General features: G+C 68.2%; 15 protein-coding genes. 11 read left to right on the plus strand and 4 right to left on the minus strand.

The window, feature by feature from the left end; genetic code table 11:
- Positions 1-64 precede the first annotated feature (64 nt).
- Together ABL308_05420 and ABL308_05425 are read left to right on the plus strand one after the other, a co-directional pair.
- Entirely contained in the window at positions 65-307 is a 243-nt protein-coding gene (locus tag ABL308_05420) for a DUF1150 family protein (protein XBQ17318.1), read from the plus strand.
- A 287-nt stretch (positions 308-594) separates the two neighbouring features.
- Positions 595-1116 (plus strand): RNA methyltransferase, encoded by a 522-nt coding sequence (locus tag ABL308_05425; GenBank protein XBQ17319.1) that lies wholly within the window; start codon positions 595-597, stop codon positions 1114-1116.
- A gap of 135 nt (positions 1117-1251) precedes the next feature.
- Here ABL308_05425 and acnA read toward each other — a convergent pair whose 3' ends face one another.
- Complete coding sequence (acnA, locus tag ABL308_05430; protein ID XBQ17320.1) at positions 1252-3930, minus strand: aconitate hydratase AcnA; 2679 nt, start codon at positions 3928-3930, stop codon at positions 1252-1254.
- A 228-nt stretch (positions 3931-4158) separates the two neighbouring features.
- Here acnA and ccmA point away from each other — a divergent pair, with 228 nt between their 5' ends.
- The 5 genes from ccmA to ABL308_05455 all read left to right on the plus strand — a co-directional run bounded on the left by ccmA (position 4159) and on the right by ABL308_05455 (position 6960).
- Positions 4159-4764 (plus strand): heme ABC exporter ATP-binding protein CcmA, encoded by a 606-nt coding sequence (ccmA, locus tag ABL308_05435; protein ID XBQ17321.1) that lies wholly within the window; start codon positions 4159-4161, stop codon positions 4762-4764.
- Positions 4761-5429 (plus strand): heme exporter protein CcmB, encoded by a 669-nt coding sequence (locus tag ABL308_05440; GenBank protein ID XBQ17322.1) that lies wholly within the window; start codon positions 4761-4763, stop codon positions 5427-5429. The genes ccmA and ABL308_05440 overlap by 4 nt, the downstream gene beginning before the upstream one ends.
- A gap of 63 nt (positions 5430-5492) precedes the next feature.
- A complete protein-coding gene (gene ccmC, locus ABL308_05445) occupies positions 5493-6236 on the plus strand; it encodes a heme ABC transporter permease CcmC (GenBank protein XBQ17323.1) in 744 nt (247 codons plus the stop codon).
- Entirely contained in the window at positions 6233-6403 is a 171-nt protein-coding gene (gene ccmD / locus ABL308_05450) for a heme exporter protein CcmD (protein XBQ17324.1), read from the plus strand. Before ccmC ends, ccmD begins: the two co-directional genes overlap by 4 nt.
- The gene (locus ABL308_05455) at positions 6400-6960 is read left to right on the plus strand and encodes a DsbE family thiol:disulfide interchange protein (GenBank protein XBQ17325.1); all 561 of its coding nucleotides are present in this window, start codon (positions 6400-6402) and stop codon (positions 6958-6960) included. Before ccmD ends, ABL308_05455 begins: the two co-directional genes overlap by 4 nt.
- A gap of 3 nt (positions 6961-6963) precedes the next feature.
- Here ABL308_05455 and ABL308_05460 read toward each other — a convergent pair whose 3' ends face one another.
- The gene (locus tag ABL308_05460) at positions 6964-7530 is read right to left on the minus strand and encodes a MarR family transcriptional regulator (protein ID XBQ17326.1); all 567 of its coding nucleotides are present in this window, start codon (positions 7528-7530) and stop codon (positions 6964-6966) included.
- A 120-nt stretch (positions 7531-7650) separates the two neighbouring features.
- Here ABL308_05460 and ABL308_05465 point away from each other — a divergent pair, with 120 nt between their 5' ends.
- Positions 7651-8193, plus strand: coding sequence for an NUDIX hydrolase (locus tag ABL308_05465; protein XBQ17327.1), 543 nt, complete (start codon positions 7651-7653; stop codon positions 8191-8193).
- A gap of 4 nt (positions 8194-8197) precedes the next feature.
- On the opposite strand, the gene ABL308_05470 is transcribed toward ABL308_05465, so the two are convergent.
- Positions 8198-8407, minus strand: coding sequence for a hypothetical protein (locus ABL308_05470; protein XBQ17328.1), 210 nt, complete (start codon positions 8405-8407; stop codon positions 8198-8200).
- Positions 8408-8561: 154 nt separating this feature from the next.
- Here ABL308_05470 and ABL308_05475 point away from each other — a divergent pair, with 154 nt between their 5' ends.
- The 3 genes from ABL308_05475 to polA all read left to right on the plus strand — a co-directional run bounded on the left by ABL308_05475 (position 8562) and on the right by polA (position 15020).
- Positions 8562-10559, plus strand: coding sequence for a PBP1A family penicillin-binding protein (locus ABL308_05475; protein ID XBQ17329.1), 1998 nt, complete (start codon positions 8562-8564; stop codon positions 10557-10559).
- A gap of 91 nt (positions 10560-10650) precedes the next feature.
- A complete protein-coding gene (locus ABL308_05480) occupies positions 10651-12165 on the plus strand; it encodes a hypothetical protein (protein ID XBQ17330.1) in 1515 nt (504 codons plus the stop codon).
- An 80-nt stretch (positions 12166-12245) separates the two neighbouring features.
- On the plus strand, positions 12246-15020 hold the full coding sequence (gene polA / locus ABL308_05485) for a DNA polymerase I (GenBank protein XBQ17331.1): 2775 nt from the start codon (positions 12246-12248) through the stop codon (positions 15018-15020).
- 122 nt (positions 15021-15142) lie between these two features.
- Here the strand turns inward: polA and ABL308_05490 are convergent, their stop codons facing one another.
- On the minus strand, positions 15143-15439 hold the full coding sequence (locus ABL308_05490) for a cytochrome C oxidase subunit IV family protein (GenBank protein XBQ17332.1): 297 nt from the start codon (positions 15437-15439) through the stop codon (positions 15143-15145).

The raw sequence follows: 15439 nt of genomic DNA on the forward strand, positions 1-15439 counted from the left end.
TGATCGGCCCGCGCCGCGCCCCCACATCTCGTACAACAGCAGTCAAAGAAGGGGCGAAGACGAGATGTCCCAGACCGAGCAGACCTTTAGCGAAGCGCAGGAGACCAGCCCGCTGGTCTATGTGCGCACCATCGCCGCCGCCGAAATCGCCGACCAGATCAGCGAAAGCGAGATCGAGCTTCCTGAGGACGCGACGCTTTACGCGATCCACCTCGAGGACGGCACCCGCATGGCGGTGTTCTCCGACCGGCACGCCGCCTTCGCCGCTGCGCGCCAGCACGGCGCCCGGCCGGTGAGCGTGCACTGACCCGATAAGAGCCGCCACCGTTCCTCCCCCCGGACGGATGGCTCTTGCAGCGGCCCGCGGCGACCTCGCCGCGGGCCGTTTTGCGTTCCGGCCCGCGCCTCTCCGCGATTGCCAGATCCGCCCGGACCCCGCTAAAGCCGGTCCGTATGGTGGAGGTCCAGGCTCCACGCTTCCCTCTCCGGCGCGGGCTTCGAGCGGCCGCGGCCTGGTGAGAGGGACCACGGCGCGCCGTACCGAAGCCGCGGCCTTAAGCCGGGGAGGCGGACGCGCGGGAGGATCGGCGAGCGATGAGAGGCTATTTCGCGATCGGCGTGGAGGGCGTCTCCAAGGCGCGCAATCTCGGCGCCGTCATGCGCACCGGTCACGCCTTCGGCGCCAGCTTCGTGTTCACTGTGAACGCGGCGAACAAGGCGCGGGAGATGTTCCAGGCCGACACCGCCAAGACCGCGCTGAACGTGCCGTATTACGACTGGAAGAGCCTTGAGGAGATGGCGCTGCCGCGCGACTGCGCGCTGGTCGGCGTCGAGCTCACCGACGACGCGGTCGAGCTCCCCAGCTTCCGCCATCCGCGTGCGGCCGCCTACGTGCTGGGCCGCGAGCGCGGCGATCTCAGCCCCGAAATGCTCGAACGCTGCGAACACGTGGTGAAGATCCCCACGAAGTTCTGCCTCAACCTTTCGGTCGCCGCCGCGATCACGCTCTACGACCGTCAGATCACGCTGGGCGGCTTTCCCGCCCGCCCGCCCCGCCCCGGCGGACCGGTCGAGCAAAAGCGCCATGTCTGGGGCGAGCCGCGGAAGCGGACGTGAGGGTGAATCGGCCCCGTAATGTATAATTTTCCGGCCTAGACTATACAAAAGGCCCGTAGTGACTCCCTCGCGAGTCATAAAAAACCCCGGCGGATCGCTCCGCCGGGGTTTTTCGTGTCCGCTCGGCTCTTGCGTTTACGCCGCAGCGCGCTGGCGCAGGACGTAGTGCAGGATGCCGCCGTTCTTGACGTAGTCGAGCTCGTTGTCGGTGTCGATGCGGGCCAGGAGCTTGGTCTCTTTCGTGGACCCGTCCTCGAAGGTCACCGTCAGGGTGACTTCGCCGCGCGGGGTGACGCCTTCGACGCCTTTGAGCGCGACGGTCTCCTTGCCGGTGATGCCGAGGCTCTCCCAGCTCTCGCCGTTCTGGAACTGCAGCGGAAGCACGCCCATGCCGATGAGGTTGGAGCGGTGGATGCGCTCGAAGCTCTCGCAGATCACGGCTTTCACGCCCAGAAGACGGGTGCCCTTGGCCGCCCAGTCGCGCGAGGAGCCGGTGCCGTACTCCTTGCCGCCGAACACCACCAGCGGCGTGCTGGTCTCGGCGTATTTCATCGCCGCGTCGTAGATCGGCATTTCCTCGCCCGAGGGCTGGAACTTGGTCACGCCGCCTTCGACGCCGGGCACCATCTGGTTCTTGATGCGGATATTGGCGAAGGTGCCGCGCATCATCACGTCGTGATTGCCCCGGCGCGCGCCGTAGGAGTTGAACTCCCGCGGGGTGACGCCGTGCTTCTGCAGGTAATGACCCGCCGGGCTGTCGGCCTTGATCGAGCCGGCCGGGGAGATGTGGTCGGTGGTGATGGAGTCCGCGAACAGACCCAGGATCCGCGCGCCCTCGATGTCGCTGGGCGGGGTCACGTCGGTGGACATGCCTTCGAAGAAGGGCGGGTTGGCCACATAGGTGCTCTCCGGCCAGTCATAGGTCAGGCCGCCGGAGGTCTCGATGCCCTGCCACATCTCGTCGCCCTTGAAGACGTCGGCGTAGCGCTTGGCGAACATCTCGGGCGTCACCGCTTCGCGGACGACCTCGGCGATTTCCTGCGAGGAGGGCCAGATGTCTTTCAGGTAGACCGGCTCGTTCTCGTCGTCATAGCCGATCGGATCCTCGGCGACATTGATGTTCATCGTGCCGGCGATGGCGTAGGCGACCACGAGCGGCGGGGAGGCGAGATAGTTCGCCCGCACGTCCGGGCTGACGCGGCCTTCGAAATTGCGGTTGCCCGACAGCACCGAGGCGGCGACCAGATCGCCTTCCTTGATCGCCTTGGAGATCTTCTCCGGAAGCGGACCGGAATTGCCGATGCAGGTGGTGCAGCCATAGCCCACCAGGTTGAACCCGAGCGCGTCGAGATCGTCCTGAAGCCCGGCTTTGGCCAGATAGTCGGTGACCACCTGGGAGCCCGGCGCCAGCGAGGTCTTCACCCAGGGCTGGACCTTCAGGCCCTTCTTGAGCGCGTTGCGCGCCACCAGGCCCGCGCCCAGCATGACCGAGGGGTTGGAGGTGTTGGTGCACGAGGTGATCGCCGCGATGACCACGTCGCCATGGCCGATCGAGTAGGTCTCGCCCTCGACGTTCACGCGCTTGCCGGCGTCTTCCATCTTCTTGAACTCGCGGTCGAGTTCACGGGCGAACGCGTCTGCGGCGTCGCTCAGCGCGACGCGGTCCTGCGGGCGCTTGGGCCCGGCCAGGGACGGCTCGACGGTGCCGAGGTCGAGATGCAGCGTGTCGGTGTAGACCGGCTCGCCCTTGCGCTCGGGGCGGAACATGCCCTGGGCCTTGGCGTATTTCTCGACCAGCTCGACGCGGCCTTCCTCGCGGCCGGTGGCGCGCAGATAGTCCAGCGTTTCGTTGTCGACGGGGAAGAAGCCGCAGGTCGCGCCGTATTCGGGCGCCATGTTGGCGATGGTCGCCGCATCTTCGAGCGAGAGGTTATCGAGACCCTCGCCGTAGAATTCGACGAACTTGCCGACCACGCCCTTCTTGCGGAGCATCTCGACCACGGTGAGCACCAGGTCGGTCGCGGTCGCGCCTTCGGCCATTTTCCCGGTCAGCTTGAAGCCGATGACTTCGGGGATGAGCATGGAGACCGGCTGGCCCAGCATGGCCGCTTCGGCCTCGATGCCGCCCACGCCCCAGCCCAGCACGGCCAGGCCGTTGATCATGGTGGTGTGGCTGTCGGTGCCCACCAGCGTGTCGGGGAAGGCGTAGGTGACCCCGTCCTCGTCCTTGGTCCAGACCGTCTGGGCGAGGTGCTCGAGATTGACCTGGTGGCAGATGCCGGTGCCCGGCGGGACGACGCGGAAATTATCGAACGCGCTCGCGCCCCATTTCAGGAACTTGTAGCGCTCGCCGTTACGCTCGTATTCGCGCTCGACGTTCTTCTTGAAGCTGTCCGGGCCGCCGAAATAATCGACCATGACCGAGTGATCGATCACCAGATCGACCGGAACCAGCGGGTTCACCGACTTCGGGTCCCCGCCGAGATTTTTCGTCGCGTCGCGCATGGCGGCGAGGTCCACCACGGCCGGAACGCCGGTGAAGTCCTGCATCAGCACCCGGGCGGGGCGGTAGGCGATCTCGTGATCGGACTTGCCCGAGTTCGTCCAGGCCGCGATCGCCTCGATGTCGGCCTTGGTCACCGTGCGCCCGTCTTCAAAGCGCAGCAGGTTTTCAAGAAGGACCATCAGCGTGTAGGGCAGCTTCGAGACGCCCTGAAGGCCGTTCTTCTCGGCCTCCTTGAGGTCGAAATAGACATAGGTCTGTCCGCCGGCGGTGATTTCGCGGCGGCAATTGAAGCTGTCCAGTGAAGCCATGAGCGTCCTCGCAGGGTCTGCGCGCCCGGAAAACCGGGGCTTGAGGGAGGGGATCGCGCGCCGTCACGCGGCGCGGCGGGGTGTTTCGCCGCGCGTTTTAGACCTCTCGCGCCCGGCCCGCAATGCGGCGAAGGGAGGAGGGATTTACTTGCGAGCGCTTCGCAAAACGGTCCATGCGACACGCCGGCTTTGGACAGGCGCGCCGGCGCGCACTATTGCTCACCTCAAATGAGCCTTTCCACCTTCCCGCCCGCCTCGATCGCCTGCACCAGCCTCGCCCTGTCACGCGGCGGGCGCACGCTGCTGAGCGGGTTTTCGCTCAAGGCGGCGCCGGGCGAGGCGGTGGTGCTGCTGGGGCCCAACGGTTCGGGCAAGACGACACTTCTAAGGGCGCTCGCGGGCGTGTTCGCGCCGTCTGACGGCGAGGTGGCCGTCGAGCCGGGCCCCGAAGCGGTCGCCCTCCTCGCCCACGCCGACGGGCTCAAGACCGCCGAGACGGTGGAGGACGCGCTGAAATTCTGGACGTCCTTCGCCGGCGGTGCGGCCGGCCGGATCGATCAGGTGGTGCGCGATCTCGCGGTGGCGCATCTGGCGCGGCGGCCCTGCGGCACGCTGTCGGCGGGGCAGAAGCGCCGCGCCGCGCTGGCCCGGGTGGTGCTGTCCCAGCGTCCAATCTGGCTGCTGGACGAACCCGCCGCGCCGCTCGACACCAAAAGCCGTCAGCGCCTCGCCGCGCTCGCCGCCGATCACCGCGCGCGGGGCGGGATCGTGATCGCGGCCACCCATGTCGATCTCGGCTGGGAGGGGGCGCGCGTGCTGGAGCTCGGCTCATGACCGCGGCCCTGGCTCTTTTTGCACGCGAAGCCCGGCTCGCCTGGGCGGGCGGGGGCGGTCCGGCCGGGCCGGCCGCGTTCAATCTCGCCGCCCTGGCGCTGGCGCCGCTCGCGATCGGGCCGGATGCGGCGACCCTTGTGAAGGCTGGGCCCGGGATCGTCGCCTTCGCCGCGCTGCTCGCCACATTGCAATCCGCCGAGCGCCTGTTCGGCGAGGACGCCTCGGACGGCACGCTCGAGCTTTACGCCCTGTCGGGCCGGGGGCTCGCTCTGACGTGCCTCATCAAGGCGCTGGCCTTCACGGCCGCGGTGTTCTGGCCGGTCCCGGTTCTCGCCTTTCTCGGCGGGCTCGCCTACGGGCTCGACGCCGGATCTGCGGCGGTGCTGGGGTTCGCCCTGCTGCTGGCCGCGCCGGGGCTCAGCCTGATCGCCGCGTTCGCGGGCGCGCTCGCCGCAGGCCTGAAGCGCGCAGGCCTTCTCATCGCGCTGATCGCCGCGCCGCTTCAGGTGCCGCTCCTGATCTTCGCCTCGGCCGCGGGCCGCGCGGCGGTGGAGGGGACGGGTCTCGCCGGTGCGAACCTGATGATGACCGCCGCCGGATCGCTCGCCGCCCTCGCCCTCGCGCCGGCCGGCGCAGCGGCGGCGCTCAGGGCGCGGCTGGAGTAGTCCCGCGGCCCTGCGCCGCAGAGCGCTTGCACCCTGGCCCTCGGAAAGCTACCTCACCCGACGATGTGGAGCTATTTCGCCAATCCTGAGCGCTTCGACCGGCTCGCCCGTGCGGTGATCCCGTGGGCGTGGGGAATCGCTGCGCTCCTGTTCGCGATCGGGCTGCCCTGGGCGCTGGTGTTCTCCCCGCCGGACTATCAGCAGTCCGAGACGGTGCGGATCATGTATGTCCACGTGCCCAGCGCCTGGCTGGCCATGGCGGCCTATGCCGGGCTGGCGGTGTCGAGCTTCGTGTATTTCGTCTGGCGGCATAATCTCGCCGATCTCGCCGCGCGCGCCCTGGCGCCGGCGGGCGCGGTCTTCGCCTTTCTGTGTCTCGCCACCGGCGCGCTCTGGGGCCGGCCGATGTGGGGCGCGTGGTGGGTGTGGGACGCGCGGCTGACCTCGATGCTGGTGCTGTTCCTTCTCTATCTGGGCTACATGGCGCTGCGCGCGGCCATGGAGGATGAAAAGCTCGCCGCGCGCTCGGCCTCGATCCTGGCTATGGCGGGCATCCTCAACCTGCCGATCATCAAATTCTCCGTGGACTGGTGGAACACGCTGCACCAGCCCGCCAGCGTCATCCGGTTCGACGGACCGACCATCCACGCCTCCAAGCTCTGGCCGCTTTCGGTGATGGCGCTGGCCTTCACCGTGCTTCTGACCGCGCTGGTCCTGACCTCGATGCGGGCGATGATCCTTGAGCGGAAGGCCGACCAGCTGCAGCGCCGCCGCGAACGGCGGCTCGAAGCGGAGGCCGCGCTGTGAGCGCCTTTTTCGCCATGGACGGCTACGCCGCCTTCGTCTGGTCGTCTTACGGCCTGACCTTGCTGGGGATCGGCGGGCTGGTCGCGCTGACGATCGCGGCCCGCCGCCGGGCGCGCGCGCGGCTGGACCGTCTCGAACGCCTCGAAGCCGAGGAGACGGGGCGGTGAACAAGATCCTCGTCTGGATTCCGCTCGGCGTGATCGCCGCGCTCATGGTCGTCTTCGCGGTCGCCCTGTTCGACGATGAGGAGGGCGGCGCCGATCCCATGGCCGGCCGTCCGCTGCCCGATCTGCCGCTTACGGAGTTTCGCGGCGGCGCGGGCGGGTTCGAGCCCGAAACCATCGAGGGGCCGTACCTGCTCAATCTCTGGGCCAGCTGGTGCGCGCCGTGCATCGTCGAGCATCCGGTGCTGACCGAACTCGCCGATCAGGGCGTGCCGATCTACGGCATCGTGTACAAGGACGAACCGGCGGACGCGCGCGCCTTCCTGACGCGGCTGGGCGATCCGTTCGCCGGGCTCGCCGCCGATCCCGAAGGCCGCGCCGCGCTGGAGCTGGGCGTGACCGGCGCGCCGGAAACCCTGCTCATCGATGCAGAGGGTGTCATTCGCGCGCGCTGGCGCGGCGCGATCGACGCGCAGATCTGGGAACGGACGTTTGAAGATGAATGGCGCGAAGCGGGCGGCGCGCCGGTGAACGCGGGCGCGCTGGAAGCGGCGGGCTGAGCCCTACTTCTTCTTTTTCTTCTTTTTCTTGGCCTTTTCGGCGGCTTTCTCGGCCGCCTTCTCCTCGGCCTTCTGCTGGGCTTTCATCGCCTGCTTGGCCTTCTTCGCCTCGATCTTGGCGGCCTCCGCGCCGAGCTCGCTCGCCCGGCTGATGCGGGTGAGGGATTCAACGAAGTTCGCGCGCTTGTTCTTCGGCAGCGCCGACAGGATCGCCTCGTCGGCGGCTTTCGCGCCGGCGATCGCCTTGTTGAACAGGGCCCGGCCGTCTTCGGTGAAGCGCACGGCGTTGGCGCGCGCATCGCCCGGCGCCTTTTCGCGCAGCAAAAGGCCCTTGGACGCCATGCGGCTGACCAGCTCGGCCAGGGTGGAGCGGTCGATGCCGGTCGCCTGGACGAGCTGGGTCTGGGTCAGGCCTTCCTTGGCGTGGACCGCGCAGAGCACGGCGAACTGGCGCTGGGTGATCTCCAGCCCGCCGGACGCCTCGGAGAAGCGGTCGGCGGCGAATTGCTGCGCGCGGTGAAGCAGATGGCCCGGCGAAAGCGCCAGGTCGAAAACCGTTTCGTCAGCCATATTGTCCACCCCCTCGGGCGATCGAACGTCAGCATACCCTAGCCGTTTTCGGCGACGATTGCATTACATCAACGTCCTGATACGGAAAAATGTCGCAACAGCCGATGGCGAGGCCTCCCCATGGCGCCGAAAACACCTGACTTTTCCTTCCGCGTGCCCGAAGGCGACGATCGCGAGCGAAGGGTTTGCGACACCTGCGGCTTCGTCGATTACATCAACCCCAAGATCGTCGCGGGCTCGGTCGTCACCGACGGCGAGGGCCGCATCCTGATGTGCCGGCGCGCCATCGAGCCCAGGCGCGGCTTCTGGACGCTGCCTGCGGGCTATCTCGAACAGGGCGAGAGCGTCGAGGCCGGCGCGGCGCGCGAAGCCTGGGAGGAAGCGCGCGCGAAGATCGAGACGCTGGATCTTCTGGCGGTCTATTCGATCCCCCGGATCAGCCAGGTGCAGATTTTCTTCCGCGCCCGGCTGACCGAGCCCGAGATCGCTGCGGGACCCGAAAGCGAGGAAGTCGCCTTCTACGCCTGGGATGAGATTCCGTGGTCCGAACTGGCGTTTCCGTCGGTGAAATGGGCGCTCGACGACTGGCGCGCACGCCGGGAGGCTCCCGTTCCGTGCGCGCCGTCCATGCGCACCCAGGCCGATGGCGTGAAACCGTACTAGCGCCTCAGTACGGAACGCCGCGGCCGGTGGGATCGATCGGGTCGTCGCCAGGCGTGTGACCGCCGGGCTCGGCCGGTGCGCAATACGGCCAGCCGGGATTGTTCGGGCCCGGATCGGTGCAGATCGCATCCTCGCCCGGTGCGATGGCGCAGGCGCCCAGAAGGGCGAAGAGGGCGAAAGGCGCGCTAAGGCGGGCCAGGCGCTTGACGGTCATGATGGTTCCCCTCGTGCCGGTTCGGTCGGCGTGCGGCATGATCGCGCGCCGGACGCCTGCGGGCAACCCGCCGGCGGGCGGCCCGGTTCACGCGGGGTTAACCGCGTCGAGATGAAGTGTGTTCCTCGCTTTTCAACGCTTCGAAAGCCGGCCCATGGCCTCCCGCCGCGTCTCCGTCCGCATTCCCGTCCGCAAGGCCCGGCCGCGCCTGACCTTCTTTCTGAGGGCGATGGCGCTGGCTGTCGTGATCGGGGCGCTGGGTCTCGGCGTCCTCGCCGTTCACCTGGCGCGCAGCCTGCCTGATCTCGACGGTCTGGCGCCGGTCCCGCGCGCGGGCGAGGTGGTGATCCTCGACCGGCACGGCCGGACGATCGCCCGGCGCGGCGCGCCCAGCGGCGACGCGATCAGCGCCGAGGCTCTGCCGCAGAACCTCGTGGACGCCGTGCTCGCGGTCGAGGACCGGCGTTTTTATTCCCATTTCGGCATAGACGTGCGAGGCACGGCGCGCGCGATGATCGCGAACCTGCGCGCTGGCCGGGTGGTGCAGGGCGGTTCGACCATCACCCAGCAGCTCGCCAAGAACCTGTTTCTGAGCTCTGAGCGCACCTACGAGCGCAAGGCGCAGGAGATGATGCTCGCCCTGTGGCTGGAGCGCCGCTATTCCAAGGACGAGATCCTCGCCCTCTATCTCAACCGGGTCTATTTCGGCGCCGGCGCCTGGGGCGCGGAAGCCGCCTCCCGGCGCTATTTCGGCAAGCCCGCCGACGATCTCTCCATCGGCGAGGCGGCCCTGCTGGCGGGCCTTCTCAAGGCGCCGTCTCTTTATGCGCCGACCTCCGACGTGCGCCGGGCCAGCGTGCGGGCGACCGTGGTGCTCGACCTGATGCTGGCCTCGGGCCGGATCACCGAAGACGAGCGGCTGGACGCGGCCAGCGTGCCGATCCGGGTGAGCCGGGGCAGCTCCAGCCCCGGCGCGGGCTGGTTCGCCGACTGGCTGGCGCCGCAGGTGCGCGAGCTTTCGGGCGGTCATGAAGGCGATCTCATCGTCCGCACGACCCTCGACGTTAACGCCCAGCGCGCCGCCGAGGCCGCGCTGACGCTGGGTCTGGCCACCGAGGACTGGGCGCGCGGCGCGAGCGAAGGCGCGATCGTCGCGCTGGACGCCTCGGGTGGAGTGGTCGCCATGGCGGGCGGCCGCGATTACGTGCGCTCGCCCTTCAACCGGGCGGTCAGCGCCCGGCGCCAGCCCGGTTCGGCCTTCAAGCCCTTCGTCTACGCCGCCGCCTTCGAAGGCGGGATGAGCCCGGACGAGGTCTTCATCGACGCGCCGGTCTCCTACGGCGACTGGGCGCCGGAGAACTATGAAGGCCGCTATGAAGGCGAGATGAGCCTCGAGCGCGCCTTCGCCCGGTCCTCGAACGCGGTGGCGGTGCAGGTCGCCGAAGGCACGGGGCGGCACTGGGTGCTGCGCACCGCCCGGCGGCTGGGGATCGAAAGCCCGCTTCAGAACACCCACGCCCTGGCGCTGGGCGCATACGAAGTCACGCCGATCGAGCTCGCCGGCGCCTATCTGCCCTTCATGAACGGCGGCAGACGCGCCGAGCCCTATGCGATCTTCACGATCGAGACGGCCGGCGGCGAGATGCTCTTCGAACATGACGCAGCGCCGGGAGAGACCGTGCTGGCGGGCCGGATCGTCTCGCAGATGGACCGGCTCTTCGCCGCCTCGGTCGGCTACGGCACCTCGCGGGCCGCCGCGCTGCCCGGCCGCGCCGTACGCGGAAAGACCGGCACCACGAACGATAATCGCGACGCCTGGTTCGCCGGCTGGGAGGGCGGGCTCGCGGCCGTGGTCTGGATGGGCAACGACGATTTCACCGCCACCGACGGCGCCGTCGGCGGGGCGGGTCCGGCCCGGGTGTTCGCGCGGTTCGTCGACGCCGCCCCGGTCTTCCCGGCGGGCCTCGACGCGGTGCTCGCGCGCAGCCAGGACCGGCCCGACCCGATCGCGGCGGTGCTGTCGGGCGTCGAGCCCACCGCGCAGGCGCCGGACGCTCCTGCACCGGAAGACGAAGCGCCGTCAGAGGACGATCCGATCGCCGCCTTTCTGGGCCGCATCGCGGGCGAGGACGGCGAAACCGGCCACGATTAGTCAAATCCGAACCCTGAAGCCCCCGCCGGTCTGGTTGCCGGCCGTCGCCTCGGCTAGGCTTGAACCGCATTCAAGCTGAACGAGGCTCCCCATGACAGTCCGCACCGCCATCGCCGCTCCCATTCTCGCCGCGTCTGCGGCCGTCCTGCTCGCCGCCTGCGGCTCGGATGACGACGCGGGCGGCGGCGCAGCCTCGCGGCAGGCGGCGACCGGCGGGCTCGAAGCGTTCGGCCTCACCGAGGGCGGCGCGGCGAGCTGGGCGGATATGAGCGTGGACGGGGAAGTCTACACCTTCACCGACTTCACCCTGGCCGAAGAGGGCGCCCGGCTGCAGGCCGCGCGCCTTGTGCTGACCGGCCCTGGCGAGACCGACGCCGGCCCGGCGCTGGACGCGCTCGTGATGGAAGACGGCGTCATCACCTTCACCGACGGCGAGGCCGCGTTCGACCGGCTCAGCGTGGACGAGCCCGGCCCCGATCTCGCCGCGGCGATCGCCGCCTCCCTGTCGGGCGAGGAGATGGCGGAAAGCGACGATCTTCTGGCCCAGTCCTTCGCCCGCATGGCGATCGAGGGCCTGCGTTTCGAAGGCCAGGAGGTCGAGGGGGAAACCATCAACTTCACCCTCGCCTCGGCCGAGGCGGAAGATTTCGACGGCGAGATGCTGGGCCGGGCGGCGATCTCGAATTTCGCGCTCGACGCCAGCTCGGCGGAAGGCGAGCCGGTGTCGCTGCTGCTCGATTCGATGTCGGTGAGCGGGCTCGACATGGCCGCGGCGCGCGCGATGACCTCCGACGACCCGGCTGCGCCGTTCAGCTTCGCCGCCTCGCCGGCGAACCAGTACGACCAGTTCGAGATGAGCGGGCTTTCGGTGGCCGCAGGCGGCCTGCTCGCCGCCATGCCCTCGCTTGAAGCCGAAATCGAGGAGCGCGGCGGTCGGTTCGTCTCCACCGCAGCGATGCCGCGCATGACGCTGAGCGCCAACCCGGACTCGGCGCAGGGCACGGAGTTCGCCGGCGCGCTCGATCAGCTGGGCTATGAGGAGATGGTGTTCTCGTTCGCCAGCGAAACCGTCTACGACCCCGAAGCCGACCGGGTGACGACCCAGGGCGAGAACCGGCTGACGCTGGAAGACGGGTTCGAGATGCGCTTCGAGCAGGATCTCTCCGGCGTCACCGCCTACGCCCAGGCCTATGCGGACTGGTTCGCCACCCAGGATCCCGAGGCGATGAGCCCCGAGGGGCCGCCCGCCTCGGTGTTCGAGCCGCTGAAGATCCATTCCATGCTTATTTCTCTGGAAGATCAGAGCCTGATCGACCGCTCGCTCGCCATGGCCGCCGAAATGCAGGGCGTCACCCCGGCCGAGCTGCGCGCGCAGGCCTCGATGATGACCGCGATGATGGCGCCCATGGTGCTCGGCGGTCTGCCCCGGACCGTCCAGGCCGAAATGGTCACCGCCCTGTCGGGCTTCATCGGCGAGGGCGGCACGCTGATCGTCGGGCTCGAACCCGAAACACCCATCAGCGCCTCGGTCTTCATGGCCGAAGACCCCTCACAGATCGATGTGGAGGCGCTGGGCCTCGCGGTGCGGCGCGAACCCGCCGAGTAGCCGCACCCGGCCCGATTGCTCCCGCCGCCGGGCGGGCCTAGGTTTCGGTCCACCGATCCTCGCCCGCCCGGAGCTTTTTCATGGCCGTCAAACGACCCGTCGACGCAACCAGTCACGTCTATCTGGTGGACGGGTCGGCCTATATCTTCCGCGCCTATCACGCTCTGCCGCCGCTGACCCGGTCAGACGGCACGCCGGTGGGCGCGGTGCAGGGCTTCTGCAACATGCTGTGGAAGCTGCTCGAAGACCTCAAGGGCGAGGAAGAACCCACCCATTTGGCGGTGATCTTCGACCACTCGGCGAAGACCTTCCGCAACGAGATCTACGATCAGTACAAGGCGCACCGGCCCGAGCCGCCCGAAGATCTCGTCCCGCAATTCGCCCTGATCCGCGAGGCGACCGCCGCGTTCGACCTGCCCTGCATCGAGCAGGAGGGCGTGGAGGCCGACGACCTCATCGCCACCTACGCCCGCATCGCGGCGGAGAAAGGCGCGGACGTCACCATCGCGTCCTCGGACAAGGACCTGATGCAGCTGGTCAACGACCGCGTGACCATGCTCGACCCGATGAAGACCAAGCGCATCGGGCATGACGAGGTGGTCGAGAAATTCGGCGTCGGGCCCGATCGCGTGGTCGACGTGCAGGCGCTCGCCGGCGACAGCGTGGACAACGTGCCTGGCGTGCCCGGCATCGGCATCAAGACCGCCGCCCAGCTGATCACCGAGTACGGCGATCTCGAAACGCTGCTCGAACGCGCCGGCGAGATCAAGCAGCCCAAGCGCCGCGAAAAGCTGATCGAGCACGCCGAGGACGCGCGCGTCTCCAAGGTGCTCGTGACGCTGAAGGACGATTGCGAGGACATCGAGCCGATCGAGGATTTCGGCACGGCCGAGCCCGATCCGGAAAAGCTTCTGGGCTTTTTGAAATCGATGGAGTTCCGCACCCTCACCCGCCGGGTCGAGGAGGGGCTGGGCGCAGGATCGTCCGAGGGCGGCGTAAACGCCGCCGCGCCCATCGACCGATCGAAATACGAGACCGTCACCAGCCTCGCCCAGCTCGACGCCTGGCTGGGCGAAGCGCGCGCCAGCCGGGTGATCGCGGTCGATGTGGAGACCAACGCCCTGTCGGCCTGCTCGGCGCGGCTGTGCGGGGTGTCTCTGGCGACCGCGCCGGGGCGGGCGTGTTATATCCCGCTCAATCATGTCGGCGGCGATCTGGCCTCGGGCACCGCGCGGCCCGACCAGCTCGACGAGGCCGAGGCGCTGGGGCGGCTGAAGCAGATCCTCGAAGACCCCGCGATCCTCAAGATCGGCCAGAACTTCAAGTACGACCTCGCCGTCTTCCGCCGCTACGGCATCGATCCGCACCCGTATGACGACACGATGCTCCTCAGCTACGTGCAGGGCGCGGGGCTGCATAATCACGGCATGGACGCGCTGGCCGAGCGTCTGCTCGATCATAAATGCATCGCCTTCAAGGAGGTGTGCGGGACCGGCCAGAAGCAGATCAGCTTCGAGGAGGTCGATCTTCCGCGTGCGACCGAATACGCCGCTGAGGACGCCGACGTCACCTTCAGGCTCTGGGAGCTTCTCAAACCCACGCTCGGCCCTGCAGGCCTGTCCACCGTCTACGAGACGCTGGAGCGGCCCATGCCCGGCGTGCTGGCGCAGATGGAGCTGGCCGGGATCAAGGTCGACGTCGCCCAGCTCTCCCGGCTCAGCTCGGACTTCGCGCAGAAAATGGCCGAGGCCGAGGAGGCCGCGTTCGAAGCCGCCGGCCGCAAGTTCAATCTCGGCAGCCCCAAGCAGATCGGCGAGATCCTGTTCGGCGAATTGGGCCTGCCCGGCGGCAAGAAAACCAAGGGCGGCGCCTGGTCCACGGACGCGGCCGTGCTGGATCAGCTCGCCGCCGAGGGCCACGCCCTGCCCACGGCGCTTCTGACCTGGCGGCAGTTCTCAAAGCTCAAGAGCACCTATTCCGACGCGCTGAAAGAGGCGATCAATCGCGACACCGGCCGGGTGCATACGAGCTTCTCCCTGGCCGCGACGACGACCGGGCGGCTGTCGAGCTCAGAACCCAATCTTCAGAACATCCCCATACGGACCGAAGAGGGACGGAAGATCCGCGAAGCCTTCATCGCCGAGCCCGGCCATGTGCTGGTCGCGGCGGACTATTCGCAGATCGAGCTGAGACTGCTCGCGCACATCGCCGACGTGGAGGCGCTGAAAGACGCTTTCCGGCAGGGTCACGACATTCACGCCATGACGGCGTCTGAAATGTTCGGTGTGCCGCTCGAAGACATGGATCCGATGACGCGCCGGAACGCCAAGGCGATCAATTTCGGCATCATCTACGGCATTTCCGCCTTCGGCCTTGCGAACAATCTCGGCATCGGGCGGGACGAGGCGAAGGCCTATATCGACGCCTATTTCAAAAAATTCCCCGGCATCGCGGCCTATATGGACGCGATGAAGGCCGAGGCGAAGGAGACCGGCTTCGTCGAGACGATCTTCGGCCGGCGCATCCATCTTCCGGGCATCCGGGACAAGAACCCCGCCATGCGCCAGTTCGCCGAGCGTCAGGCGATCAACGCCCCGATCCAGGGCGCGGCCGCCGACATCATCCGCCGCGCGATGATCCGCATGCAGAGCGCGCTCGATTCAGCGGGCCTGAAAGCGCGCATGCTGCTGCAGGTCCATGACGAGCTGGTCTTCGAGACGCCCGAAGACGAAGCCGATCGCCTTATCGAAATCGTGCAGGAAACGATGAGCGGCGCTGCGCTTCCCGCCGCGGACCTGTCGGTCCCGCTGGTGGTCGAGGCGAAAGCGGCGAAGACCTGGGGGCAGGCGCATTAGGGGTAAGGCGGTTTCACATCGCCATCCCCGCGAAAGCGGGGACCCAGTCCGGCGGCGGCGCCGCTCGACGATCGTTGGGTTCCCGCTTTCGCGGGAATGACGAACTGCAGAGCTCGCCGCCTTCATATCCCCGTCCGCTGGAAATAGTCCGCTGCGGTGAAGACGAACATGATCGCGATCCAGGCGATGACGCCGAGCGCGAACAGGCGGATCGCGCTGCGCACTTCGCTCAATTCCATGAACACCCAGACCACGATCGCGGCCTTGAGACCCGCGATGCCCAGATTGGCGGCGATGTTCAGCCAGCCGACATCGAGATAGCTGATGCCCACCGTGGCGAGCAGCAGCACCAGGAGCGCGAGGCCGGACACCGCGATCTTCACGGTTCCGCCGGGCAGGGCTTTGGTTCGCTCCGTCAT

The organism is Oceanicaulis sp. (assembly GCA_040112665.1).
Classification (GTDB): domain Bacteria; phylum Pseudomonadota; class Alphaproteobacteria; order Caulobacterales; family Maricaulaceae; genus Oceanicaulis.

What these genes read in the sequence shown, in the direction of transcription:
- polA (XBQ17331.1), top strand. Translation starts at nt 12,246, where the DNA reads ATGGCCGTCAAACGACCCGTCGACGCAACCAGTCACGTCTATCTGGTG.
- ABL308_05420 (XBQ17318.1), top strand. Translation starts at nt 65, where the DNA reads ATGTCCCAGACCGAGCAGACCTTTAGCGAAGCGCAGGAGACCAGCCCG.
- ABL308_05470 (XBQ17328.1), bottom strand. Translation starts at nt 8,407, where the DNA reads ATGACCGTCAAGCGCCTGGCCCGCCTTAGCGCGCCTTTCGCCCTCTTC.
- ABL308_05465 (XBQ17327.1), top strand. Translation starts at nt 7,651, where the DNA reads ATGGCGCCGAAAACACCTGACTTTTCCTTCCGCGTGCCCGAAGGCGAC.
- ABL308_05460 (XBQ17326.1), bottom strand. Translation starts at nt 7,530, where the DNA reads ATGGCTGACGAAACGGTTTTCGACCTGGCGCTTTCGCCGGGCCATCTG.
- ABL308_05490 (XBQ17332.1), bottom strand. Translation starts at nt 15,439, where the DNA reads ATGACGGAGCGAACCAAAGCCCTGCCCGGCGGAACCGTGAAGATCGCG.
- ABL308_05480 (XBQ17330.1), top strand. Translation starts at nt 10,651, where the DNA reads ATGACAGTCCGCACCGCCATCGCCGCTCCCATTCTCGCCGCGTCTGCG.
- acnA (XBQ17320.1), bottom strand. Translation starts at nt 3,930, where the DNA reads ATGGCTTCACTGGACAGCTTCAATTGCCGCCGCGAAATCACCGCCGGC.
- ccmA (XBQ17321.1), top strand. Translation starts at nt 4,159, where the DNA reads ATGAGCCTTTCCACCTTCCCGCCCGCCTCGATCGCCTGCACCAGCCTC.
- ABL308_05440 (XBQ17322.1), top strand. Translation starts at nt 4,761, where the DNA reads ATGACCGCGGCCCTGGCTCTTTTTGCACGCGAAGCCCGGCTCGCCTGG.
- ABL308_05475 (XBQ17329.1), top strand. Translation starts at nt 8,562, where the DNA reads ATGGCCTCCCGCCGCGTCTCCGTCCGCATTCCCGTCCGCAAGGCCCGG.
- ccmC (XBQ17323.1), top strand. Translation starts at nt 5,493, where the DNA reads ATGTGGAGCTATTTCGCCAATCCTGAGCGCTTCGACCGGCTCGCCCGT.
- ABL308_05425 (XBQ17319.1), top strand. Translation starts at nt 595, where the DNA reads ATGAGAGGCTATTTCGCGATCGGCGTGGAGGGCGTCTCCAAGGCGCGC.